Source organism: Caloramator proteoclasticus DSM 10124 (assembly GCF_900129265.1).
In the GTDB taxonomy this organism is placed as follows: Bacteria; Bacillota; Clostridia; order Clostridiales; family Caloramatoraceae; genus Thermobrachium; species Thermobrachium proteoclasticum.
On record NZ_FQVG01000009.1, the window covers coordinates 1 to 22,199 of the forward strand.

Sequence of the window (22,199 nt, forward strand, 5' to 3'; positions counted from 1 at the left end):
GTCTACAGATAAATGTGAACAGAACTATAAATGAAATAGTTGAAGTTTCAATTTGAGGATTTATTCTTCCATCTTTTAACCCCTTGATTTTTTCTCCAAGATGGTATACCTTAGAGAAGTAGGTGAGCATTTGTTTTAAATAACGCTTGTTCATCTCAAAACATCCTTTCTATTAGGTTTGTAGCAAAATTCATTATAGAAAGGATGTTTTCATTTTTAAACCCTAAATTTTTTCCAGTAAAAATCGGAATTTACATATTTCAATTATTATTCATCTAAACCATTACATATCAAGGGGCTACGCCCTATTTATTTTTTAATCTGCGAAACTTCTGTAAACTTATTATATGTTCTTATTGATGAATTTGCATTAAATTCTATAAACTCCTTTATAGATTTAAAATATAAACCACCATCATAGGCATTAAAACTGTCGTGGTGTCTATATGTTTTTATTATCCACTGCTCGTATTTTCTATGACTATCAAGTAATTTTATATTAACGTGATGAGGTACAGTAACATCTTGAATTAAATGACAGGCTGCCCCAAGATAAAAATATGCCTTATCCTTATCTCCCTTTTTAAATTTAGTTAATGCTCTTGCATAATAGTAGGAACATTCCTTTAGAGCATTGCTACATCCATAAAGGCCTTTGCTCCTTTGTGGATTATAAAAATGGTTGCTACTTTTAAAATCCTGATCAGCCCAAACAACACCCTCATTTATTTTATCTATATTAAGACTCATCTCTCTATAGGCATAATCATAACCATCATTTTTTAAAATTGTTAGGGCTTGATTGTTTATATACTGGTGTACTTTACACTCAGTTTTAATTATTCTTTTTTTAATAGGATTTACAGCCTTTAACATTCCCTTAAATATAGTTGAATAGGAATTTTCTATAATCTTCTTCATATATCATCATCCCTGTGTACTTTTATATTTATTTTAATCCTTTTTAGAACAATTATCCACCACTATTATTTAGTTTTTCTAATCTGAAGTATAAGTATTACAATCAAAGCTATGACTACTGTTCCAATTAAATACTCAACAGGGATGTATATTCTATTTAAACTGTGCTGTTTCTCTTCTACTTTTTCAACACAATATATACAGCCATTTCCTTTATCTAATATATATAATATACCATCTTTAGAGAAGCTGCATTGAATAGGTTCCTTTATTATTTTTTCTTCTTTATTTTTTATAAAGTCAACCAATAAATTGCCTTTTATATCATAGGCAACTATTTTTGCCTCCTCATTTTTTCCGCTTCTTAAAGGTATAAATAAATTACCAACATATCCAAAGGCATTTTGTCTTGAAATATCCATAACTCCTATCCTTCCACTTTCATTAAAGGATATTAGTGGCTTTGGTGGAGTTGTTGTTGGATGCATTTCGGTTATAAATTGAGGTTGAGGTGCATTCTTAGGTTTAAATTTTTTTAATGTTACAGGCTCTCCACCTTCATAATCAGGCCATCCAAGCCAATCACCTTTTTTTATTTCGTATATATAATCGCATCCATTCTCAATCGGTCTTTGACCTCTATTTTCCATACCCTGAACAGAAACATATGCTTTGTTATCGTGGGTAAATACTATATTTATAGGGTTTCTTATTCCATAAGCAAACAAATCAAGATTAGTAGAACCAACATAGGTTCTGTAAATACTTGCATTTCCAGGTGTTTTACCCTTTATTACAGAATCTTTACTCGACTGCATATTAAAGGGCATAAAAGCACCTGTTATAGCCTTATCGTTTTTTGATTCTGTCATAGGATTGGATGATTTAAAATTTATACCAGACAATACAACATCAACAGGATAAAAATCGTGAAAATACGGATTTTCCTTAAGCCATCCTCTTTCATAGTTATCAAGACCAACAACACCAGAATTAGTGGCTGAACCTTGACAAATATATAAATGACCATCATAGCCTATTTGTATGCCATTATTTGAATAATCACCATAGCTTGGTAGACCAGTTATTATATCCTCAACTTTATTATCTATTACTTTACTTATTTTTCCCTTATGAGATACTAATAAGTAGTCCTTATATATTAAAATAGAGTTTACAGGATAACTAAATCCCTTTACAAAAGTTTCATTCTTTCCATTTTTATAGTACTTATTTATTACAACATCACTTCCTATTCTTTCTGCTATATAAAAATTCCCATTTGCATCCACTGCAAAGGATGTAGGTTCATTTAAACCCTCTATTATTTTTTTTACATTATATCCGTCTTGTATTATAAGTTTACTTGTTATATCGCTGTTTTCTTCATTCACTCTTATTAAAAAATTTATAGATAAACCTCCTAATAATAAAACCAAGATTAAAACAATAAATAAATTTTTATTTTTCATATTATTCCCCCTACATTCTATTCACCTAAAATATATGTATAGGGATAAAAAAAAATGCCTTTATAGGCATTTTAAAGGTGGAGCTTTTAAATTTTTATGTTTAAGACCTTACGTTTTTCCAACACACTTTTATTATTTTAGCTAATTTTCGACAAGTTGTAAATAGTTTTTTTAAAAAATGACCATAATTTTTTATACAAAACTGAAATATTTCCTTCATAAAATTTAATATTATTTTTGTAAAATTTCAAATTTCGTGTTATAATAATTTTGCATATAGTATAAAGACAGGGGGTAACTGAAAAATGGTAGATCCAAGAATAACAACATTAGCCCACAATCTAATCAACTATTCTTGTAGACTTAAGGAAGGCGAAAAGGTTCTTATTGAAACAATAGGACTTGAACTTCCACTTGTTAAAGAACTTGTAAAGGAAGCCTACAAGGTAGGGGCTGTACCATTTGTAACAATCAAAAACAAATCTGTTGACAGAGCTATATTAATGGGTGCAACAGAAGAACAAATGAAAATGATGGCTAAATATGAAGCTGCAAGAATGAGTGATATGGACGCATACATAGGTATTCGTTCAGGAGATAACTCATCTGAGTTATCAGATGTTCCATCAGAAAGAATGGACCTATATTTCAAGTACTTCTGGAGTGAAGTTCACGGAAAGATTAGAGTTCCAAAGACTAAGTGGGTTGTATTACGATATCCATCACCATCAATGGCTCAACTTGCAAATACAAGTACAGAAGCCTTCGAAGATTTTTACTTTAATGTATGTAATCTTGACTACTCAAAGATGTCAAAGGCAATGGACGCATTAGTTGACCTTATGAATAAAACAGATAAGGTAAGAATAGTAGGACCTCAAACTGACCTTACATTCTCAATAAAGGGAATACCTGCAGTAAAATGTGATGGTAAGATGAACATTCCAGATGGTGAAATATATACTGCACCTGTAAAGGATTCAGTAAACGGATACATTACATACAATACACCAGCTGAATATCAAGGCTTTACTTATGAAAATATAAGACTTGAATTTAAGGATGGTAAAATTGTAAAGGCTACAGCAAATGATACAGAAAGAATAAATAAGGTATTTGATACAGACGAAGGTGCAAGATATATTGGTGAATTTGCTATAGGTGTAAATCCATATATAACTAAACCTATGAAGGATACACTATTTGATGAAAAGATAGCAGGTTCAATCCACTTTACACCTGGAAGTTCCTATGACGATGCATTTAATGGAAACAAATCAGCAATACACTGGGATTTAGTTTATATTCAAACACCTGAATACGGTGGAGGAGAAATCTACTTCGATGACGTGCTAATAAGAAAAGATGGTAGATTTGTAATACCAGAACTTGAGGGATTAAATCCAGAAAACTTAAAGTAATCTATAGACTTTTATTATTAAAAAGTGCCGCTTATAATAGCGGCACTTTTTATTTATGTTAGATTCTATTTTTCATAATAGAAAAAATTACACCATATTATTATAGTATGTAAAAATGTTTTTAGGGGTGTAAAATGCGTTCTAAGTTTTTTATAAACACTTTTATATTAACCTTATCAAACATATTAACAGGTTCACTTGCCTTTTTGTTTACAGTAATTTTATCTCGAGAAATAGGCTCTAAAGGAATGGGACTTTATCAACTTGTATCACCTCTTTATACTATGTTTCTCTTCTTTACAGGTGGAGGAGTTACAGTTTCTATATCTAAAATTAGTGCTGAAAAAAAGGCATTGGGTAAAACACGTGAACTATACAATACAATTAAAGTTACCTGCATATTTGAAATTATTTGGTCAGTTTTCATAACCACTATTCTTATTATTTTATCAAGTTTTGTTTCAAAAAATATATTAAGTGATGATAGAACTCAACTTAGCATACTGTGCTTCTGTCCCGCACTAATAATAGTTTCAATTTCTTCAGTATTCAAAGGAGTTTTTTATGGATATCAAAGAGTAGTAGAACCTGCCATAATCGATGTTTTAGAGAAGGCAATTAGAATACTTAGCATATATCTATTAATTCAAATTTTTAAGGGATATGATCTAAATATTAAATCAGCAGCTGCCTATATTTCTCTTTCTATAGGGGAATTATCAAGTTTACTCTTTTTAATTTTATGCTTTATCAATTTTAAACGTCAAAATCCCCCAATGGGTAAATCAGATAACAGCCTCCAACTTTTATTTAATCTACTTAAACTATCAATTCCTCTTGCACTAAACGGAATTTTATCCACAATGTTTAGTTCGATAATTGCAATATTAATTCCTAAAAGGCTACATATTGCAGGTATACCCTATGAAGAATCAATTTCTATGCTTGGTAAGCTTCAGGGTATGGCTATGAACGTTGTATTTTTCCCTGCTATAATAATTTCTTCCTTAAGTACCATATTGATTCCTTCTCTTTCTGAAGGAATTGCCTTCAAAAGCTATAAAACATTAAATCATAGAATTAACTCTACCATTAAATTTACTATGGCTGTTGCCTTTGCATCCTGTGCAATTTTTTTAAACTCATCAAGAGAAATATCTATGCTTATATATAAAGATACTTCAGTAGGAAGCTTAATATATTATTTATCCTTTGGCTTACCAATTGTATATTTTGAAATCCTTAGTTTTTCAATATTAAATGGATTAGGACGACAATTTAATTTATTAATTAATTCAATATTAGTTTCTATTATTGATATCACGTTAATCTATTTTTTAATGGCAATACAAAGTATAAATATATATGGATATTGTATTAATTTTGCTTTATCAGCCCTCATAGGTTTAATTTTAAATATGAAATGTATTTATAAAACTCTTCAGTCGTTTAATTTTGATTTATATAAAAATATAGTTATACCTCTTCTTATTGGAATACTTATTTATATCTTAGGTTCAATACTTAAAACTCTTCTTTCTGTACAGCTTTTTATATTGATATGCTATATGCTCTATGGAATAATTTTTATTACTATACAAAAATTAAGCTTCTCCAAATAAAAGGGGGGAAGCTTTTATTTTTATGTATAAACTTTGGATTTTAGCAAAAAATACAAATAGAATTTTTAAAGGAGGTGTTCCTATGTACAATTTAACTCCAAATATCGGATGGGGCTGGTGGCTACTTTTACATATAATAGCAATACCATTACTTCTATATTGGGGTGCATCAATGAGAAGAAATAAAGGAATAGAATAGAAAGGAGAATGATTTATGTATACACCAAGAATGGGCTGGACTTATTGGATTATACTACATCTTATTGCTATACCACTTACAGTTTATATTGGAACATTCTTTAAAAATAGAGAAAGAGTTAAATAACAAAAAAAGAAGAGCGAGTGCAAGCGGCTCTGCCACTTTTTCTCAACGCGCATCTCGCTCTTCCTACTTTATATAAATTATACTATACAATTTATTATAATTCAACGAAAAATTATATACAATTTACTTCATTTTTCGATATTATTAATCAAACTTTTTATATCATTTGGTATATCTGCCACAACTTCAATTATATTTTCTTGTCTAATACTCTTAAATCTTAATTTATATGCGTGAAGTGCCTGCCTATTAATCAATGAACTCTCTTTTCCATATAAGGTATCTCCAACTAATGGATGTCCTATATGACTAAAATGAACTCTTATCTGATGAGTTTTTCCAGTTTCAAGCCTTATTAAAACTAAACTCATATCCTCTGAAGATTTTAATACTTCATAGTGGGTAACTGCTCTTTGCCCTGACTCTAAAACTTCTCTTTTTATCGAATCCATTGATGGTCTACCTATTGGTAAATCAATAGTACCTCTTCCCTCAATACATCCTTCTACAACAGCAATATAATATTTTTCAACCTCATCCCTGTCCATTTTATTAGCCATCTGCTGGTGTGCAAATTGACTTTTTGCAATTATAACAAGCCCTGAAGTATCTCTATCTAATCTATTAACAAGTCTTACTATTGAACTTTGATTTGTATTTTTTAAATAATTCATAACAGCATTTGAAAGAGTTCCATTTGGATGACCCTTTGTAGGATGTACAACCATAAAGGGCGGCTTATTCACTATTAATAAGTCTGTATCTTCATATACAACATCAACAGGAATATCCTCAGGAAGAATATCTTGATTTTCTTCTGCTTCTAATATAACTTCAATCCTATCATCTAATTTTAAAACATAGTCCATTTTTATAGGCATATCATTTACTAATATATTACCCCTTCTTGAAAGTTTACGAATCAATCTTGTCGACATACTCTTTTCATATTTTAAATAATTTGATATCTTTACGCCTACTCCATTATCTTCTACCTTAAAAACTAACTTATTCATACTCACTCTCCTTGTAATATAAATTTAGCCTTTGTAATCTCCTCTGCAATCCTTATTATATCACCAAAACTTTGTTTTTCACCACAAATTTCATATACTATATTATCCTTAACCCACTTTACAAATACAACTGAACTATTCTCTATTATTAAGACATCTATACTACCCATTTTAGCATTTGGATTAAAATTCATTTTACCTACCCATTCACTTAATATTATTCTTTTGTTGTTTACAATATATACAACCGTTAAACAAGGATTGCTATCTGGAGGACTAACAGAAATATAGGTTGGTGCATAATTTAACGGAAGTTGTTCTTTAAAATTTAAATACTTTCTTGCCTCTTGTATTGTTTCAAAATGCTTGGCTAAATATCCATCATCAACTATTTCAACCTTTGGCAAACTATCTATTTCAAATATATCCTTTTCTATACTTTCATTTACTATTTCATAAGTGTATTCACTTTTTTCTACTACTTGCCCATTAATAAAATATTCCTCCTTTATAGGAAGTAGAATCCCATTTATTTGTGAAATCCATATTTTATGCATATAATTGTTTTGATCTATGTTATTCTTAATACCAAGAACCTCAATTTTTAAGTTATTCTTTTCTTCATATCCAAAAAACTCATACCTTCCTGAGTTTACTACATCCATTACTTTTTTTGCAATTTCCACTACATAGGGCTCCCTTGGAGGAAACGCTTGTTTTACTCTAATCTTGTTGGTTACGTCATCATAATAAAAGTGTTTTTCATTATTGTATATCTCTATTGTTTTACTTTCACTCACTGTGTCTATCCTTAATTTATATGGATAAACAAAATAAACATCTTGGTGTTTTACAAATTTGCCTTGACTTTCACTAAAACTTTCCGTCAATACGTGATATTTTATTGATTTTAAAGTAACATTATCACTTTTATTAACCTTTGAAGTGAATACAATGTTAATAGCTGTCCTATAATAATTTATGTATGAAATACACACCACCAAAACTATCGTCAAAATCCTAATTATTCTATTCCTCATAAAACCACCAAAAATATTTTTTAATAATATATATGAATTAAATTATTAAAATTTATCCTAATACAAAAATTAAATACTCTTTTAATTTTTTTGTTGACTTATGACGATAATATATATAATATAAATTGTACTATAAATTTAGAGGTGATGTTATGAAGGAAATTATTATAACTAAAAACGAAGCTGGTCAGAGACTTGATAAATTCCTAAGGAAATATTTAAAGGATATGTCACTTGGAGCTATATATAAATCAATAAGAAAAGGCGAAATAAAAATAAATAATAAAAAACAAAGTGAAAAGTACATATTAAATGAGGGAGATATTTTAAATTTTAATATTGAAATAAGTACAGCTAAAGATAAAGAAACTAAAAAGTTTTTAGAGATTGATTATGATTTAAAGGTTGCCTATGAAGATGAAAATATATTAATTGTTGAAAAAAGACCTAATCAATTAGTTCATCCAGATGAAGGAAATGAAATAACCTTAACAGATGAGGTATGGGCATACCTTTATGATAAGGGTGAATACAATCCTGATGAAGAAAAAACCTTTGCACCATCACCCTGCAATAGATTGGATAGAAACACAGAAGGGCTTGTTATTTTTGCAAAAAACTATGATTCACTAAAACAAATAAATGAAGCAATAAGATTAGGTGGAATACAAAAAATATATACCGCATTGGTTAAAGGTAAAATAGCAGTTGGCGAATACGTAGGATATATAACAAAAAACGAAAGAACTAATAAAGTAATGATATTGGATAGAAAGGTAAAAAATTCAAAAGAGATAATAACAAAAATATTAAATGTAGAATCTGTTGGAATTGCTTCGGTTATTGAAATTGATTTAGTGACAGGAAGAAGCCATCAGATAAGAGCTCATCTATCATATTTAGGCAATCCAATAGTTGGTGATCCAAAGTATGGAAACAGAAAGTTTAATAGTTTCTTCTTCAACAAATTTGGATTAAACCATCAACTTCTTGTTGCAAATAAATTAATATTTAAAAATATCGGTGGTAATCTAAAATATCTTGAGGATAAAGTAGTTACAATGAACTTACCACCATTATTTAAAAAGATTAAAAACGACCTTTTCAAGTTCTAAAAAAGTGCCATAAAATTTTATGGCACTTTTTTTTTAGCAGGAACATCCACCTCTTGAATATAGTTGATCAACAACAAACCTCTTTCCAAAAAAGGAATTCCTGTAGTCAATTATAAATCCCTTTGTATACCTTGAAAGCTCCTTATCAAATAAAACTTTAACTCCTTCAACTTCATAAACATTATCAGTATTCTTTTGCTCATCCAGAGCTAAACCAAAACTTGGGCCACCTCATCCAACACCTGCAATATAAACTCTAACTCCAATATTTTGGTCCTTTCCTTCTAACTTTTTCTTTAATTCCTCAGCAGCAGACTGAGTAATCTTTATTTCCATATTTCCACCTCCATATATACCTTATATAGGTATTTATACTATATTATATTATCATTTAGAATAAATGTAAACAATTTTATTTTTCTGTTTTGTTTTTTTCGTGCTCCTCCAGAGCACGCTCATTATAATATGGATTTACACCTCATCCACATCCAGTTCTATAAACATTTCCTGATTCTTTATAATCTTTATAAATTTCTTTAATTAGTTTTTTAAATTTTTCAAGTATTTCCATTATGTCACCCCCCTATACCATACATAGGTATTATAACATATAAAATAAGTAAACAAAAGGTGACTATCACCTTTTGTTTACTTATTTAATTACCATTTATTATAATGCACTCTGTCTTCATCATATCTATCTGCCTCATCCTTATATTCATCTGGATAACCTACTGCAACTATTGAAAAAGGAATTATATTGGACGGTAATCCAAAAATTTTGACTATTTCATTCACTCTATTTTCATTTGGATATACTCCAACCCATACAGTCCCAAGTCCTAAACTTACTGCCTCTAAAAGTATATTTTGTGTAGATGCCGATAAATCCTGTACCCAAAAACCTTCATATTTTTCCTTTGTTAAATCAGCACATACAAGTATTGCAACTGGTGCCTCCTTAAGCATCGCAGCGTGAGGGTGTGTATTTGCAATGTTGTTTAAAATATTTCTGTCATCTATAACTATGTAATGCCAAGGCTGTTCATTTCCCGCTGATGGTGCAGCCATTGCTGCATGTAAAAGTTCATTAATCTTTTCCTTCTCTACAGGTTTTGATTGATATTTTCTTATGCTTCTTCTCTTGAAAATTTCATTCATATTATCACTCCTTCCTATAATTTATTTTTTCTCACAAAGTTTTTACTATACCTTGAATATATTTACTTAAACATTTCATAAAATCTATTAGATATTGTAAAAAAGGAGAGTTAAAATGAACCTTATTTGGCTTGAAACTAATGGATGTTCAGGAAACATTATATCATTTTTAAACAGCGAAAATCCTTCCTTTGAATTTCTAAAACAAAGGGTAAACATAACCTTTAGCAACAGTGAAATGTACCCGTTTGGAACAAAGGCTATGGATGCTTTCTTTGATACTATAGAAAAGGGAGGTTACATTCTTGTTGTTGAGGGTGCTATTTCTACAAAGGACAACGGAAATTACAACATAATTGGCTACTACAATGACAAATATATAACTGCCCTTGAAGCTGTAAAAGTAGCTTCCGAAAATGCTAAGTTTATTATTTCTGCAGGAACCTGTTCCTGTTTTGGTGGGATTTCTGCCGCATTCCCAAATGTTTCTGAATCAAAGGCATTAAGTGAAGTTATACCAAATAAAAAAATAATAAAGATGCCTGGTTGTCCTGTATCTGGAAACTGGATGGCATCTCTACTATTAAATCTTATCGAAGGAAATCAAATAGAATTAGACCCAATAGGAAGACCTATCTACCTCTATGGAAATACAGTCCACGATTTTTGTGAAAGAAGAACCTTTTTTGAAAGAAATATATTTGCTAAAAGAATTGGAGACGTAGGTTGCTACTTAAAGATTGGATGCGTTGGTCCCTCAACTAAGGCACCCTGTCCATATACAAGATGGAATGGGTATATAAAGTGGCCTATTGGTGTAAATTCACCTTGTATTGGTTGTTCTTCAAAGGATTTCCCTAACTATACATTATTTAAGGAGGATGAAGTGTAAATGGAAATAGTTTTAAGTCCTATAACCAGAATAAGTGGTTTTTTAACAATAATAGCACAGGTAGATGACAATATTGTTGTAGATGCTAAGTGTAAAGGAACAATGTTTAGAGGATTTGAAAAATTACTCATAGGTAAACACCCTTTTGATGCAGTTTATTTAACACAAAGAATATGCGGTATTTGCTCTTCTGCCCACAGTATTGCATCAAGCCGTGCTCTTGAGGATTGTTCTTCACTAATAGTTGATTATAACAGCAGAATTATTAGGAACATTATACACGGTTTTGATATACTTCAAAACCATATTCGACAATTTTATTTATTCTCGATACCCGATTTTGTAAATATAGAAACAGAAAACTTTAAGAGCAAAGTTCCAAGAGATTTAGAAATAAAAATAGGCGATAATTATATTAAATCATTATATTATTCGACATTGGCACATCAGGGATTAAGTATATTAGGTGGAAAAGCTCCACATAATCACGCAATTGTTTTTGGAGGAGTTACCACAAAACTTAATCAATATGAATATTCAAAGGCAGTTGAAATTGCAGATGAGCTTTTAAGTTTTTGTCAATATATGCTTGAGGACTACTATATTATAGAAAAATATTATACTGAATATTTTAATATTGGTGATTCTGGTAGTAACTATTTAAGCTTCGGACTATTTGATGATACTCCTGAGTTTAACATATGTAGTAGTGGAGTTTTAATTAATAGAAAATACTCTGAACTTAATTTAAATGATTTAAAAGAATATGAGTTTGTAGATGATATTTCTTTCATAAAAGCTCCAAGATATTTAAATCTACCTATGGAGGTAGGTCCTCTATCAAGAAATTGCATCAAAAACGGATGGGTTAAAAGCTCTACATTAGGCCGAATTAAATCAAGGGTTTATGAAGCAAAGTCAATTGCAGAAAATATAAAAAATATGCTCAAGGAAGTAGCAATAAATAAAAACTCCACAAGCAAAGATGTATTAGATGGAACTGGAATAGGCACTACAGATACAATAAGAGGTGCTCTTTACCATAGCGTAGAGATTCAAAATAAAAAAATAAATCAATATAATATAATAACACCATCAGCATTTAACCTATCACCTACATATAATGGTATTAAAGGACCTCTTGAAAGAGCTCTTATTGGGACTTATATTGAAGACACTTCAAATCCAATTGAGATTATAAGAACCGTTCACTCCTTTGACCCCTGTGTATCTTGTGCAACTCATTTAGTAAGTAAAGATGGAGTATTATTAAATGAAAACCATTTTGTGCATAGGTAATATTCTGATGCAGGATGATGGGATAGGTATTGTAATTGGTCATATACTTAGGAAAAAGGGAATAGATTGTATAATCTGCGAAACAGATATCGCCTTTATAAATGAAGTATTAAATAGCTATGATGATGTAATTGTAGTAGATGCTGTTGACTTTAATCTACCTGCAGGAAGCTCTATTATAATTCCCCAGTTTGAATATAAACCTTTTTATAACTTTCATCACGATATATTATTTTATAAATACAAAAAAATAACGCTATATGGAATACAGGTCGAATCTATAGGCATAAACATAAATATATCTAAAAGCTTACGTTCTAATCTTAAGTTATATGTAGATGAAATTATAAAACTTTATAATTCCAAATAAAATATCTATATAAATCATTGACAAGCACCAAATAGTAATTGTATAATAATTGCAAGATTTAATTTAGAAACTTTCACGGAGGTCTCTTATGTATAAAGCATTTTCATTAAGCAACAACAAAGCAATGATCAACTTTTCTTCCTACTACTGTGACTCCTATGAAAAGGTGCTTGATAGCGAAGGATTTGAAAAGGTATTATCCTCATATCTTTCAAAATCTAAAAATACAAATACTAAAGCCTACAGATTTATATCAGGTAAATTAGGCTCTGATGACCTATCAATTATAAACAAAGAAGTTATATCACTTTTTAAATTACTTTCTATTATGAACCTTGATGAAATAATAAAAATAAACGAAAAATACAGCACATTTTCAAGTTATAAAGAGGAACTTATTGATTTTGTGGAAGATCTATATAGATATTGGCGTAAGATTGAAAGATACACACTAATATTTAACAATAAGGTTACCGAAGGACTTGAAAAAACTCGCTTTATTGAAGCAAATCAAGATTTTTCTAATTTAGTATTATCACTATATAGAAAAGTTGAAGAAAATATATTGCAAATAACCCCAAATGTATATAGACAACTCCCCGCAGGAGGCAACGCAGGCCTTGTTTTAAGTAATAATGACTGGAAAATTCCCCCTCTGTATGAGCCACTAAAGAATATTCCTTTTATTGAAAATATCTTGCTTGATCCCCCCTTCATTGTATATCCTAAGAAGAACAAGCGAGAAGGAACATTTAAGGAAGTATTTGAAAATCCAATAAAAGATTGCAAGATTACAACAAGGCACTGGTTTTGCTTTCCTGCTAAAGTTGGGGATTTATTAGCCTATATCTATTTTCATAGAGATTTTATGTCTCACGGAATTTCACTTTGTAATTTGTTTGAAATTGCAAAAAAGGAAGAATACCAAGGTAAAAAACCGGATATAGTATATGTATTTGGTGCAAGATGCAACTCTAATGAAACAAAAACCGTATTTTATAATGATATAGAAAACGACATTATGCTTGGTTTAGTTTCTTATAGCGATGAGATAGATTACTTTGGATATATGAAGAAGATGACATTAACTCTTCATAATTTAATTATGCTAAAGAGGGGTTATCTACCACTCCACGGGGCAATGGCAAATATTATACTAAAAAACGGCAAACAGGCTAATGTAATTTTTATTGGAGATAGTGGTGCTGGTAAATCTGAAACCCTTGAAGCTATTAGAAATCTTAAAGCAAACTTTGTAAGTGAGCTATCTATAATATTTGATGATATGGGAACAATTAGACTAAAGAATGATGACGTTCTTGCCTATGGTACTGAAATAGGTGCCTTTGTAAGACTTGATGACCTTGACCAAGGTTATGCCTTTAAAGAAATAGATAGAAGTATTTTTATGAATCCTGATAAAACAAATGCAAGACTTATAATACCAGTATCAAGCTATAAAGAAATTATCAAGGGCCATAAAGTTGATTTATTCTTATATGCCAATAATTATGATAAGGTTGATGATGGTAATTCTATAGAATTATTTAATGATGTTGAAAAGGCAATAGATGTTTTTAAATCAGGTAAAAGGCTTGCAAAAGGAACAACAAATGAAGTAGGTCTTGTATCATCATATTTTGCCAATCCATTTGGACCACTTCAATGGCAAGATAGATCTAACGAATTAATTGAAATATATTTTAAAACCCTATTTGATAAAGGAATAAAGGTTGGTCAAATAAAAACACAGCTTGGAATAAAAGGTTTAGAAAAGGAAGGACCAACCCTTGCTGCGAAAGCTTTATTTGAATTAATAAATAGCCTATAAAGTTTCCCCTTCATGCGATTTATATAAAACAGAAGAATCCGTGAACATATTTTGTTCACGGATTCTTTTTGTAATTTAATCAACATCTTTCAGTAGATAACCTATTTATTGCATTTTTAAATTGTGGTATAAACCCTATTACAATGCATAAAATGAGGTCTGGTAATAGATAAGTTAAATTATATACTAAAGAATACACTAATACATTTTGTCCTTCAGGTGCATAGGATGCAAAGAATATTACTCCCGAAATAACGTGGAAGAATAGCCTTCCAACCCCTCCTAACACCATACCAACAGGTATATTTTTTCTTGATAAACCAGCAAGCCCTAACGCTCCAAAGGCAAGTGGATAGTCTATTATAACCTGTGCCCAATGAACAATATAAGGCTCTTGTATAAATTGAAGTATCCCATAAATTGCACCTACAATTACTCCATCCTTCACTCCATAGGTATATGCAAATATAAAAAGTGGTATTAAACTTCCAAGTGTTATAGAACCACCTTGTGGAAGTTTAAAAATCTTAATGTAGGATAGCACAAAGGAAAGGGCAATACATAGACTTGCTGTTGTTATTTTTCTTGTGTCAAATTTCTTCTCCTTAGTATTAGATTTGTTTAGATAGATTGATGTAATGGCAATAAGCACCAACGCCCCAAGAATTGCCCAAACATAGGGCTTAATCTTTAAAAGTCCTTCAAAAAAATGCATAAAAAAACCTCCTTTTTTTATACAGACGCAAAAAGGAGTACTTTTCCGCTTCCCTTCGCTGGCATTACCCAGTTCAGGTTCTAAGGGTCGAAGGTTTTACCTTCCTCTCAGCCTAAGGCTCCCCCAGCGTCTGCTTTATTATTTTCAATATAATTATACTATTCTGACGCTCAAAATACAACTCATATTTCTAAAAATTGTATTCAATAATAAAATAAGATTCAAGGGAATATATACTAATAAGTATTGATTTATTTTAAAATTAGATTTATAATATATGTGTCAAATATATCTGGGTGTGGCGCAGATGGTAGCGCGCAAGAATGGGGTTCTTGAGGCCGCTGGTTCAAGTCCAGTCACCCAGACCAAAAGCCTTGGCATATGCCAAGGCTTTTTTAGTCATATATGGTACAACATTTCACATAAGTGAGACTATTCAAACCAAAGCTTTATTTCTCTTTCAGCTGAATCTTTACAATCAGAGGCGTGAACTAAATTATATGTATCTTTATATGCAAAATCCCCTCTTATTGTTCCTGGCAGTGCATCTTGATATTTTGTTTCACCATTTATATTTCTTACACATTTTATTGCATTTTCACCCTCTATTATCATAGCTATAACCATTCCAGATGTTAAGTATTTTATAAGCTCCTCAAAAAACTCCTTTCCCTTATGTTCCTCGTAGTGCTTCTCTGCCAATTCTCTTGTAGGAAATACAGACTTTATTGCCTTGATTTTTAATCCCTTCATCTCATACCTCTTTATTATTTCTCCAATAAGCCCCCTCTCTACACCATCAGGTTTAATTAAAACTAATGTTTTTTCCATTTTTATCCCTCCAATCTAATATTTATGTGTAAAGTTTATAAATTTAATGTATAATATTAACGAGGTGATTTTATGCAAAATTTATATCCAAACGAAAAAATAGAAAATCAACCTGTTGTAGTAAGAAAAATTGAAAAAAAAATAGGTCAAAATGATAAAGGATACTACCATCTTCAAATAAGCTCTGGTATAAAAAACTATGATGCTAAGATTTGGAATGACAGTCCTGATATTGCAGAAAAAATAGTACCCGGATGCTTTGCCTATATTTCAGGAGTTGCTAAAGATTTCAAAGGAACCCTTCAAATACACATAAACAAAATAGAAAAAGTCGATAATCCAAGCCAAGAACTAATAAATAAAGTTATACCCTCCTGTTATTTAAATAGCGAACAAATAGAAAAAGAACTATTTGAAATAATTGATACTATAAAAAATGAAAAAATAAAACAACTATTAAATAATATATTTACAAATGAAAATATTAAAACTTCTTTTTTAAAAAAAGCGGCTGGTGCAGAGATACATCACGCATACATAGGTGGTCTTGCACAGCATACCATTGAAGTTGCAAGAATTGTAATTAATTTTACACAAATATTTCCATATGTCAACTATGATATTGCTGTAGCCTCTGCATTACTACACGACATCGGTAAAATAATTGAGCTATCAGATTTTCCTGAAAACAAATATACAACAAGGGGAAAACTTATAGGCCATATAAACATTGGAATTGAAATACTAAATAGCTTTATAACAAAAATACAAGATTTCCCTCAAGCCTTAAAATATGAACTTGAACACTGTATTCTTTCTCACCACGGAACCTTAGAGATGGGTTCACCAGTTCTTCCTATGACTCTTGAGGCAATAGCTGTTCATAATGCAGATAAGGCAAGTGCTGAAATTAATGCCTTCCATCTTGCAATAGAAAGGGATGCAGGAACAGACGCTTGGACAGACTATAATCCAACCTACAAACGTGCTATAAAAAAATCTATAAATATATAAAAGCTAATCCATAGGATAATAGTCCTATGGATTAGCTTTTTTCCTTTGACTCTTCTTTTTAACAACCTTCAACCTAAAGAAATCCTCTCTATCCTTTTCCTCCAAAACATCCTGTATATATTTTACTATCTCCTCATACTTTGGTATCTGTATGTTTTGAAGTGCATTGGCTCTTTTTTGAGTCTTTTTTATTTCCATAGCAAGTTTAAACACTGCATTTTCAACCTCTGCATATTCCATAATGAGATATGTTATTTCCGAAAACTTAATAAAGACAATATCCATAGCAGTATTTGTTTGATAAAAGCTATAAGTTGGCTCTTTATGTTTCTTATCATATCGTACTATGGGCACTTCAACCCCCATTACACTTTTAAACAGTAAATTAAACTGCCCATTTTCGGGAACAGTATGGGATATCTCCTCAACCGTTGAAACACCCATTGTTATATTTGCCATTCTAAGTGCCTCATAGGCCTCTTCAAACTTTTTATTTATCATCTCCTGTATGTCCTTTGCTTTATCAACATATGCCATCATTTCTCTAATTAGTACATTTCTCTTTTGGTCTAAAAGTTCATATCCCTTTTTAGAAAACTCTAATGTTGATTTAGCACTAATAAGGTTAGATTTTGTTGGCGCAATATTTTCCATTTAATCACCCTCTATAATATGCATCTAAGAACTTAGGGTTAATTCTATCCAATTCATTCTTAGGTAGTATTGATAATATTTCCCAAGCAATTTCTAAACTTCTATCTATGTCTCTATTTTCATTAAACTCCTGCCTTAAAAATCTATATTCAAATGCTTCTCCAAATTCTAAATACTTTTTATCTATTTCGGACAGTTCATCTTCTCCTATAACCTGAGATAGTGCCTTAACCTCCTGAACCCTTGAATAGGAGGAAAATAATTGATTAGCCACATCAGGATGGTCTTCTCTTGTGTATCCTTCACCGATTCCATCCTTCATAAGTCTTGAAAGTGAGGGCAGTATATTTATTGGTGGATAAATATTTCTTTGATATATTTCTCTGCTTAAAACTATCTGTCCTTCTGTAATATATCCTGTTAAATCCGGTATAGGATGTGTTATATCATCATTTGGCATTGTTAATATTGGTATTTGAGTAATTGACCCTTTAGAACCTTCAACCATACCAGCCCTTTCATATAGACTTGCCAGGTCTGAATATAAGTACCCAGGATATCCCTTTCTTCCTGGTACCTCCTCCCTTGCTGCAGATATTTCTCTTAAGGCTTCGCAGTAACTTGTAATATCAGTCATAATAACTAATATATGCATATTTTCATAGAAAGCTAAATATTCTGCTGCAGTTAATGCACATCTTGGTGTTACAATCCTTTCAACTACAGGGTCATCTGCTAAATTCATAAACATAACAACCTTATCTAAAACTCCAGCCTCTTGAAATGTCTTTATAAAATAATGGGCATCATCGTGCTTTATTCCCATAGCAGCAAAAACAACTGCAAATTCTCCTTCTCCCTCTGCAACCTTTGCCTGCTTTACAATTTGTGCAGCTATTTGATTATGTGGCAAACCATTTCCTGAAAATATAGGGAGTTTTTGACCTCTTATCAAAGTAGTAAGTGTATCTATAGCTGATATACCTGTTTGAATATAGTTTCGTGGATACCTTCTTGCAACTGGATTTATTGGGCTTCCATTTACATCAAACTTAATTCCACTAAAAACAGGACCCCCTCCATCTATAGGCTGACCTATTCCATTAAACATTCTACCTAATATTTCCCTTGAAAGTTTAATCTCCAAAGGTTTTCCTGTAAACTTTACAGAAATATTATTTACAGACATTCCGGATGTATTCTCAAAAACCTGCACTATTGCTAAATCGTTATTGAGCTGTACAACCTTACCGTGTTTTGTTTCTCCCTGCACCTTTATCTCTACCATTTCGTTATAAGATACACCCTCAACCCCTTCTATTACTATAAGAGGGCCTTCTATTTTCTTTAAACTCAAATATTCCTTATGCATATTAATCACCCTCATATTCTCTTATTAAATTAGAGAAATATTCATTAATATCTTCCATCAACAAATCAAATTTATCTCCATAATCATTGGGTATTTCATATTTCATTTTTATTATTCTATAAAACAACTCACTCGTCTTAATTACAGAAATAGGAACCCCTACCTTAACAGCTTCCTTTGCAAGTTTATAAAAATTATCAATAACTTTAAGCATCATATACTGCTTAACTAATGGAACAAATGTATCATCCTTATGGTAGGCATTTTGCTGCAAATATCCTACCTTCAAAAGTCTTGCAATCTCAAGAATTAATCTCTGCTGATCAGGAAGTACATCCTCACCTACTAATTTTACTGTCTCTAACAGCTTACTTTCCTCCTGCAAAACCTTTATCATTTCTCCTCTTAAAAATATCATATCCTCTGCTACATTTTGTTTATACCAATCCTCAAGTTGTGTAATATATCCACTATAACTCGATAGCCAATTTATAGCAGGATAGTGTCTTGAATAGGCAAGCTTTCTGTCTAATCCTAAAAAAGCACTAACAAATCTCTTTGTATTTTGTGTAACAGGTTCTGAGAAATCTCCTCCTGCTGGTGAAACTGCTCCAATTATTGTAACTGAAGCCTCTTTATTATTAAGTGTCTTAACATAACCTGCCCTTTCATAAAACTCTGCCAATCTTGATGGAAGATATGCAGGATAACCTTCTTCTGCTGGCATCTCCTCTAATCTTCCTGATATTTCTCTTAGTGCCTCTGCCCACCTTGAAGTTGAATCTGCCATAACAGCGACATTATATCCCATATCTCTAAAGTATTCAGCTATAGTTATTCCTGTGTATATAGATGCTTCTCTTGCAGCAACTGGCATATTTGATGTATTTGCTATAAGTATTGTTCTATTCATTAAGGGTAGATTTGATGTTGGATCTATTAACTTTGGGAAATCCTCTAAAACTTCCGTCATCTCATTTCCACGTTCTCCACATCCAATATACACAATTATATCGGCATCCGACCACTTAGCAAGTTGATGCTGAGTCATTGTTTTACCAGTTCCAAAACCACCTGGTATAGCAGCAGTTCCACCCTTTGCTATAGGGAAAAATGTATCAATTACTCTTTGACCAGTTATAAGAGGTTTTTGTATAGGTAGTCTCTCTTTAACTGGCCTTGGAATTCTAACCGGCCATTCCTGATACATTTTAAGTTCAGCACCACTATCTAACTTTACTAATATCGTTTCTAAATCATACTCTCCATTCTGCCTAACTTCTTCAACCTTTCCCTTTATATTTGGTGGAACCATTAAATAATGTTTTATTAAAGGAGTTTCATCTACAGTACCAAATATATCTCCTTCCTTTAGTTCATCACCAACCTTAACCTTTAATTCTACATACCATTTTTTCTTTTTATCTATTGTTGCAAGTCCTATGCCCTCTTTAATAAAATTTCCTGATTTATCAAAAATAATATTTAATGGTCTCTGTATACCATCAAAAATATTTCCAACTATGCCAGGCCCTAATGTAACTGACAAAGGTTTTTGTGTTGAAACAACTTCATCATCAATTTTTATTCCAGTTGTTTCTTCATAAACCTGAATTGTGCCTAATTCTCCATCAATAGAAATAACTTCTCCAATTAATTTTTTTTCACCAACAGTAACCATTTCTCTCATTTTAAAGTTTTTCATATTCCTTGCCTTTACAACAGGACCATTTACATAAACTACTCTTCCTGCTGAACCCTCCATTTTACCACCACCTATAGCATAGCAAATAATTTTTCTCCTATTTTTTCTCTATTTTCATCTACTATATTTTCAATAGAAAAATCATATTTAAAATTATTTTTTAAATCAATTAATATAAAACCTCCACTTACACTTTCATCAAAAACTACATTTAAAAGTCTTGTCTCTTTATCTAGATCTTTACCCCATAAATCCCAATCCTGCCTAGTCACTATCAAATTAGCCTCTTTAATATCATTATTTTTTATTATGCTAATCAGCTTGTTAGAAAAATATTGTTTATATTCTTTTCTACTCTTATTTTCACTTATATAACAAATCACATCCTCTATTGCTTTGTTATAAATGCTATTTTTTCTTTCTAATATAATTTTCTTTCCTCTTATGTGTGCCTTAGATAATGTTTGCGTTCTATAAAGTTCTATTTCGCTTTTTACCTTCTTATCCAACTTACTTGCCTCTTCTTCAAATTCCTTCTTTTTTTCACTTAAAATTTTTCCATATTCTTCCTCAAACCTTTGAATAACAATTCTATTTTCCTTTTCAACCTTTTCATAGACCAATTTAGTAAAAAGATTTAGTTTTTCTTCTATAGTTATCATAAAAATCACCTCAAACTTTTATGCCCACAGAATTTCTAACATAGTTTAATATATAATCATTATCCTTATTTGAACCGTGTCTATCAGGTATCTCTACAATTAGTGGATAAGGTTTTTTTAGTTTAATCTCGGTAATTTCATCTTTAATAAGTTCAGCCGCCTTTTCCGTTATCGCAAGTATTCCTATATTTTTATCCTGTAAAGCTACATTTAAGGCTTCCTTTGCTTCATTTCTTTCGTGAACAACCCTCCCCTTTATTCCTGCAAGTCTTAAACCAACTAATGTATCTCTATTATCAGAAATTAAATATATAATCATAAAACCACTTCCTACAACCTTCCTAATATCATTATTGAAATGATTAATCCATAAATTGCTATACCCTCTGCAAGACCTACAAAAATAAGTGTTTTACCTAATATCTTTGGATCCTCAGATACCGCCCCAAGTGCTGATGAACCAACTGAACCTACCGCATAACCTGCACCTATTGCAGCAAGTCCGGTACTTAATCCTGCAGCTAAAAAACCAATACCTGCAGAAGGATTATTAGTTCCTGCTGCATTTGCAACCTGTGGTATCATTGTTATAATAAGTCCTGTTAAAACAGGTATAAATGAAAATACATTTGCCTTTATAGCCTTTTTTACACCTAATGCATTTGTTTCTTCTCCCTTAAAGAGCTTTACTACTCCTTTTGAGATTGTTAATACAACAATTAAAACAGCTAATATTATAAATACATACATAAAAATTCCTC

Annotated in this window: 23 protein-coding genes, 1 tRNA gene and 1 riboswitch; of the genes, 10 read left to right on the plus strand and 14 right to left on the minus strand. The window is 31.0% G+C overall.

The window, feature by feature from the left end; all coding sequences use genetic code 11:
- Positions 1-309: 309 nt before the first annotated feature.
- Together BUB63_RS03520 and BUB63_RS03525 are read right to left on the minus strand one after the other, a co-directional pair.
- A complete protein-coding gene (locus BUB63_RS03520) occupies positions 310-921 on the minus strand; it encodes a zinc dependent phospholipase C family protein (RefSeq protein ID WP_073247961.1) in 612 nt (203 codons plus the stop codon).
- 65 nt (positions 922-986) lie between these two features.
- A complete protein-coding gene (locus BUB63_RS03525; protein ID WP_073247962.1) occupies positions 987-2,393 on the minus strand; it encodes a PQQ-dependent sugar dehydrogenase in 1,407 nt (468 codons plus the stop codon).
- A 305-nt stretch (positions 2,394-2,698) separates the two neighbouring features.
- Here BUB63_RS03525 and BUB63_RS03530 point away from each other — a divergent pair, with 305 nt between their 5' ends.
- From BUB63_RS03530 to BUB63_RS13570, 3 genes are all read left to right on the plus strand, one after another.
- Positions 2,699-3,814, plus strand: a complete 1,116-nt coding sequence (locus BUB63_RS03530; RefSeq protein WP_027308418.1) for an aminopeptidase — start codon at positions 2,699-2,701, stop codon at positions 3,812-3,814.
- Positions 3,815-3,948: 134 nt separating this feature from the next.
- Positions 3,949-5,436 (plus strand): stage V sporulation protein B, encoded by a 1,488-nt coding sequence (spoVB, locus tag BUB63_RS03535; RefSeq protein WP_073247963.1) that lies wholly within the window; start codon positions 3,949-3,951, stop codon positions 5,434-5,436.
- Positions 5,437-5,458: 22 nt separating this feature from the next.
- A complete protein-coding gene (locus BUB63_RS13570; RefSeq protein WP_159431450.1) occupies positions 5,459-5,635 on the plus strand; it encodes a hypothetical protein in 177 nt (58 codons plus the stop codon).
- 254 nt (positions 5,636-5,889) lie between these two features.
- Here the strand turns inward: BUB63_RS13570 and BUB63_RS03540 are convergent, their stop codons facing one another.
- Both BUB63_RS03540 and BUB63_RS03545 read right to left on the minus strand, forming a co-directional pair.
- Positions 5,890-6,777, minus strand: coding sequence for an RluA family pseudouridine synthase (locus BUB63_RS03540; protein ID WP_073247964.1), 888 nt, complete (start codon positions 6,775-6,777; stop codon positions 5,890-5,892).
- Between the two features lie 2 nt (positions 6,778-6,779).
- Complete coding sequence (locus tag BUB63_RS03545; RefSeq protein ID WP_027308421.1) at positions 6,780-7,817, minus strand: hypothetical protein; 1,038 nt, start codon at positions 7,815-7,817, stop codon at positions 6,780-6,782.
- 152 nt (positions 7,818-7,969) lie between these two features.
- On the opposite strand from BUB63_RS03545, the gene BUB63_RS03550 reads away from it, so the two are divergent.
- Positions 7,970-8,932, plus strand: coding sequence for an RluA family pseudouridine synthase (locus BUB63_RS03550; protein WP_027308422.1), 963 nt, complete (start codon positions 7,970-7,972; stop codon positions 8,930-8,932).
- A 33-nt stretch (positions 8,933-8,965) separates the two neighbouring features.
- Here the strand turns inward: BUB63_RS03550 and BUB63_RS14060 are convergent, their stop codons facing one another.
- Both BUB63_RS14060 and BUB63_RS03555 read right to left on the minus strand, forming a co-directional pair.
- Positions 8,966-9,268, minus strand: a complete 303-nt coding sequence (locus tag BUB63_RS14060; protein ID WP_341465369.1) for an iron-sulfur cluster assembly accessory protein — start codon at positions 9,266-9,268, stop codon at positions 8,966-8,968.
- 324 nt (positions 9,269-9,592) lie between these two features.
- On the minus strand, positions 9,593-10,093 hold the full coding sequence (locus BUB63_RS03555; protein ID WP_073247965.1) for a nitroreductase family protein: 501 nt from the start codon (positions 10,091-10,093) through the stop codon (positions 9,593-9,595).
- A gap of 115 nt (positions 10,094-10,208) precedes the next feature.
- Here BUB63_RS03555 and BUB63_RS03560 point away from each other — a divergent pair, with 115 nt between their 5' ends.
- From BUB63_RS03560 to BUB63_RS03575, 4 genes are all read left to right on the plus strand, one after another.
- Positions 10,209-10,985, plus strand: a complete 777-nt coding sequence (locus BUB63_RS03560; protein ID WP_051350620.1) for a hydrogenase small subunit — start codon at positions 10,209-10,211, stop codon at positions 10,983-10,985.
- A complete protein-coding gene (locus tag BUB63_RS03565; RefSeq protein ID WP_073247966.1) occupies positions 10,986-12,284 on the plus strand; it encodes a nickel-dependent hydrogenase large subunit in 1,299 nt (432 codons plus the stop codon).
- Positions 12,259-12,654: a hydrogenase maturation protease gene (locus tag BUB63_RS03570; RefSeq protein WP_035165976.1), complete on the plus strand. Its 396-nt coding sequence runs from the start codon at positions 12,259-12,261 to the stop codon at positions 12,652-12,654. The genes BUB63_RS03565 and BUB63_RS03570 overlap by 26 nt, the downstream gene beginning before the upstream one ends.
- A gap of 88 nt (positions 12,655-12,742) precedes the next feature.
- Positions 12,743-14,485 (plus strand): phosphoenolpyruvate carboxykinase (ATP), encoded by a 1,743-nt coding sequence (locus BUB63_RS03575; protein ID WP_073247967.1) that lies wholly within the window; start codon positions 12,743-12,745, stop codon positions 14,483-14,485.
- A 79-nt stretch (positions 14,486-14,564) separates the two neighbouring features.
- Here the strand turns inward: BUB63_RS03575 and thiT are convergent, their stop codons facing one another.
- Entirely contained in the window at positions 14,565-15,200 is a 636-nt protein-coding gene (gene thiT, locus BUB63_RS03580; protein WP_073247968.1) for an energy-coupled thiamine transporter ThiT, read from the minus strand.
- Between the two features lie 33 nt (positions 15,201-15,233).
- Positions 15,234-15,335: riboswitch (TPP riboswitch) on the minus strand.
- Positions 15,336-15,492: 157 nt separating this feature from the next.
- Between thiT and BUB63_RS03585 the strand changes: the two genes are divergently transcribed.
- Positions 15,493-15,568: transfer RNA gene (locus BUB63_RS03585), tRNA-Pro, on the plus strand.
- Between the two features lie 64 nt (positions 15,569-15,632).
- Here BUB63_RS03585 and ndk read toward each other — a convergent pair.
- Positions 15,633-16,031 (minus strand): nucleoside-diphosphate kinase, encoded by a 399-nt coding sequence (gene ndk, locus BUB63_RS03590; RefSeq protein WP_073247969.1) that lies wholly within the window; start codon positions 16,029-16,031, stop codon positions 15,633-15,635.
- Between the two features lie 72 nt (positions 16,032-16,103).
- On the opposite strand from ndk, the gene BUB63_RS03595 reads away from it, so the two are divergent.
- On the plus strand, positions 16,104-17,045 hold the full coding sequence (locus tag BUB63_RS03595) for a 3'-5' exoribonuclease YhaM family protein (RefSeq protein ID WP_073247970.1): 942 nt from the start codon (positions 16,104-16,106) through the stop codon (positions 17,043-17,045).
- Between the two features lie 24 nt (positions 17,046-17,069).
- Here the strand turns inward: BUB63_RS03595 and BUB63_RS03600 are convergent, their stop codons facing one another.
- The 6 genes from BUB63_RS03600 to BUB63_RS03625 are packed head-to-tail and all read right to left on the minus strand — an operon-like array spanning position 17,070 to position 22,188.
- Entirely contained in the window at positions 17,070-17,699 is a 630-nt protein-coding gene (locus BUB63_RS03600; protein WP_073247971.1) for a V-type ATP synthase subunit D, read from the minus strand.
- 4 nt (positions 17,700-17,703) lie between these two features.
- Positions 17,704-19,071 (minus strand): V-type ATP synthase subunit B, encoded by a 1,368-nt coding sequence (locus BUB63_RS03605; RefSeq protein WP_073247972.1) that lies wholly within the window; start codon positions 19,069-19,071, stop codon positions 17,704-17,706.
- Position 19,072: 1 nt separating this feature from the next.
- Positions 19,073-20,836: a V-type ATP synthase subunit A gene (locus BUB63_RS03610; protein WP_073247973.1), complete on the minus strand. Its 1,764-nt coding sequence runs from the start codon at positions 20,834-20,836 to the stop codon at positions 19,073-19,075.
- Between the two features lie 11 nt (positions 20,837-20,847).
- Positions 20,848-21,438 carry a V-type ATP synthase subunit E gene (locus BUB63_RS03615; protein WP_027308431.1) on the minus strand — a complete coding sequence of 197 codons (591 nt, stop codon included), beginning with the start codon at positions 21,436-21,438 and terminating at the stop codon, positions 20,848-20,850.
- A 10-nt stretch (positions 21,439-21,448) separates the two neighbouring features.
- Positions 21,449-21,757: a V-type ATP synthase subunit F gene (locus BUB63_RS03620; RefSeq protein WP_073247974.1), complete on the minus strand. Its 309-nt coding sequence runs from the start codon at positions 21,755-21,757 to the stop codon at positions 21,449-21,451.
- An 11-nt stretch (positions 21,758-21,768) separates the two neighbouring features.
- The gene (locus BUB63_RS03625) at positions 21,769-22,188 is read right to left on the minus strand and encodes an ATP synthase subunit C (RefSeq protein ID WP_027308433.1); all 420 of its coding nucleotides are present in this window, start codon (positions 22,186-22,188) and stop codon (positions 21,769-21,771) included.
- Positions 22,189-22,199: the final 11 nt, after the last annotated feature.

Bases quoted from the DNA above. Each gene is read 5' to 3' on its own strand.
- BUB63_RS03575 (WP_073247967.1), top strand. From the start codon at position 12,743: ATGTATAAAGCATTTTCATTAAGCAACAACAAAGCAATGATCAACTTT.
- BUB63_RS03615 (WP_027308431.1), bottom strand. From the start codon at position 21,438: ATGATAACTATAGAAGAAAAACTAAATCTTTTTACTAAATTGGTCTAT.
- BUB63_RS03550 (WP_027308422.1), top strand. From the start codon at position 7,970: ATGAAGGAAATTATTATAACTAAAAACGAAGCTGGTCAGAGACTTGAT.
- BUB63_RS03565 (WP_073247966.1), top strand. From the start codon at position 10,986: ATGGAAATAGTTTTAAGTCCTATAACCAGAATAAGTGGTTTTTTAACA.
- thiT (WP_073247968.1), bottom strand. From the start codon at position 15,200: ATGCATTTTTTTGAAGGACTTTTAAAGATTAAGCCCTATGTTTGGGCA.
- BUB63_RS03620 (WP_073247974.1), bottom strand. From the start codon at position 21,757: ATGATTATATATTTAATTTCTGATAATAGAGATACATTAGTTGGTTTA.
- ndk (WP_073247969.1), bottom strand. From the start codon at position 16,031: ATGGAAAAAACATTAGTTTTAATTAAACCTGATGGTGTAGAGAGGGGG.
- BUB63_RS03530 (WP_027308418.1), top strand. From the start codon at position 2,699: ATGGTAGATCCAAGAATAACAACATTAGCCCACAATCTAATCAACTAT.
- BUB63_RS03540 (WP_073247964.1), bottom strand. From the start codon at position 6,777: ATGAATAAGTTAGTTTTTAAGGTAGAAGATAATGGAGTAGGCGTAAAG.
- BUB63_RS03520 (WP_073247961.1), bottom strand. From the start codon at position 921: ATGAAGAAGATTATAGAAAATTCCTATTCAACTATATTTAAGGGAATG.
- BUB63_RS03600 (WP_073247971.1), bottom strand. From the start codon at position 17,699: ATGGAAAATATTGCGCCAACAAAATCTAACCTTATTAGTGCTAAATCA.
- BUB63_RS03570 (WP_035165976.1), top strand. From the start codon at position 12,259: ATGAAAACCATTTTGTGCATAGGTAATATTCTGATGCAGGATGATGGG.
- spoVB (WP_073247963.1), top strand. From the start codon at position 3,949: ATGCGTTCTAAGTTTTTTATAAACACTTTTATATTAACCTTATCAAAC.
- BUB63_RS03545 (WP_027308421.1), bottom strand. From the start codon at position 7,817: ATGAGGAATAGAATAATTAGGATTTTGACGATAGTTTTGGTGGTGTGT.
- BUB63_RS03555 (WP_073247965.1), bottom strand. From the start codon at position 10,093: ATGAATGAAATTTTCAAGAGAAGAAGCATAAGAAAATATCAATCAAAA.
- BUB63_RS13570 (WP_159431450.1), top strand. From the start codon at position 5,459: ATGTATAAACTTTGGATTTTAGCAAAAAATACAAATAGAATTTTTAAA.
- BUB63_RS03625 (WP_027308433.1), bottom strand. From the start codon at position 22,188: ATGTATGTATTTATAATATTAGCTGTTTTAATTGTTGTATTAACAATC.
- BUB63_RS03560 (WP_051350620.1), top strand. From the start codon at position 10,209: ATGAACCTTATTTGGCTTGAAACTAATGGATGTTCAGGAAACATTATA.
- BUB63_RS03525 (WP_073247962.1), bottom strand. From the start codon at position 2,393: ATGAAAAATAAAAATTTATTTATTGTTTTAATCTTGGTTTTATTATTA.
- BUB63_RS03610 (WP_073247973.1), bottom strand. From the start codon at position 20,836: ATGGAGGGTTCAGCAGGAAGAGTAGTTTATGTAAATGGTCCTGTTGTA.
- BUB63_RS03605 (WP_073247972.1), bottom strand. From the start codon at position 19,071: ATGCATAAGGAATATTTGAGTTTAAAGAAAATAGAAGGCCCTCTTATA.
- BUB63_RS03595 (WP_073247970.1), top strand. From the start codon at position 16,104: ATGCAAAATTTATATCCAAACGAAAAAATAGAAAATCAACCTGTTGTA.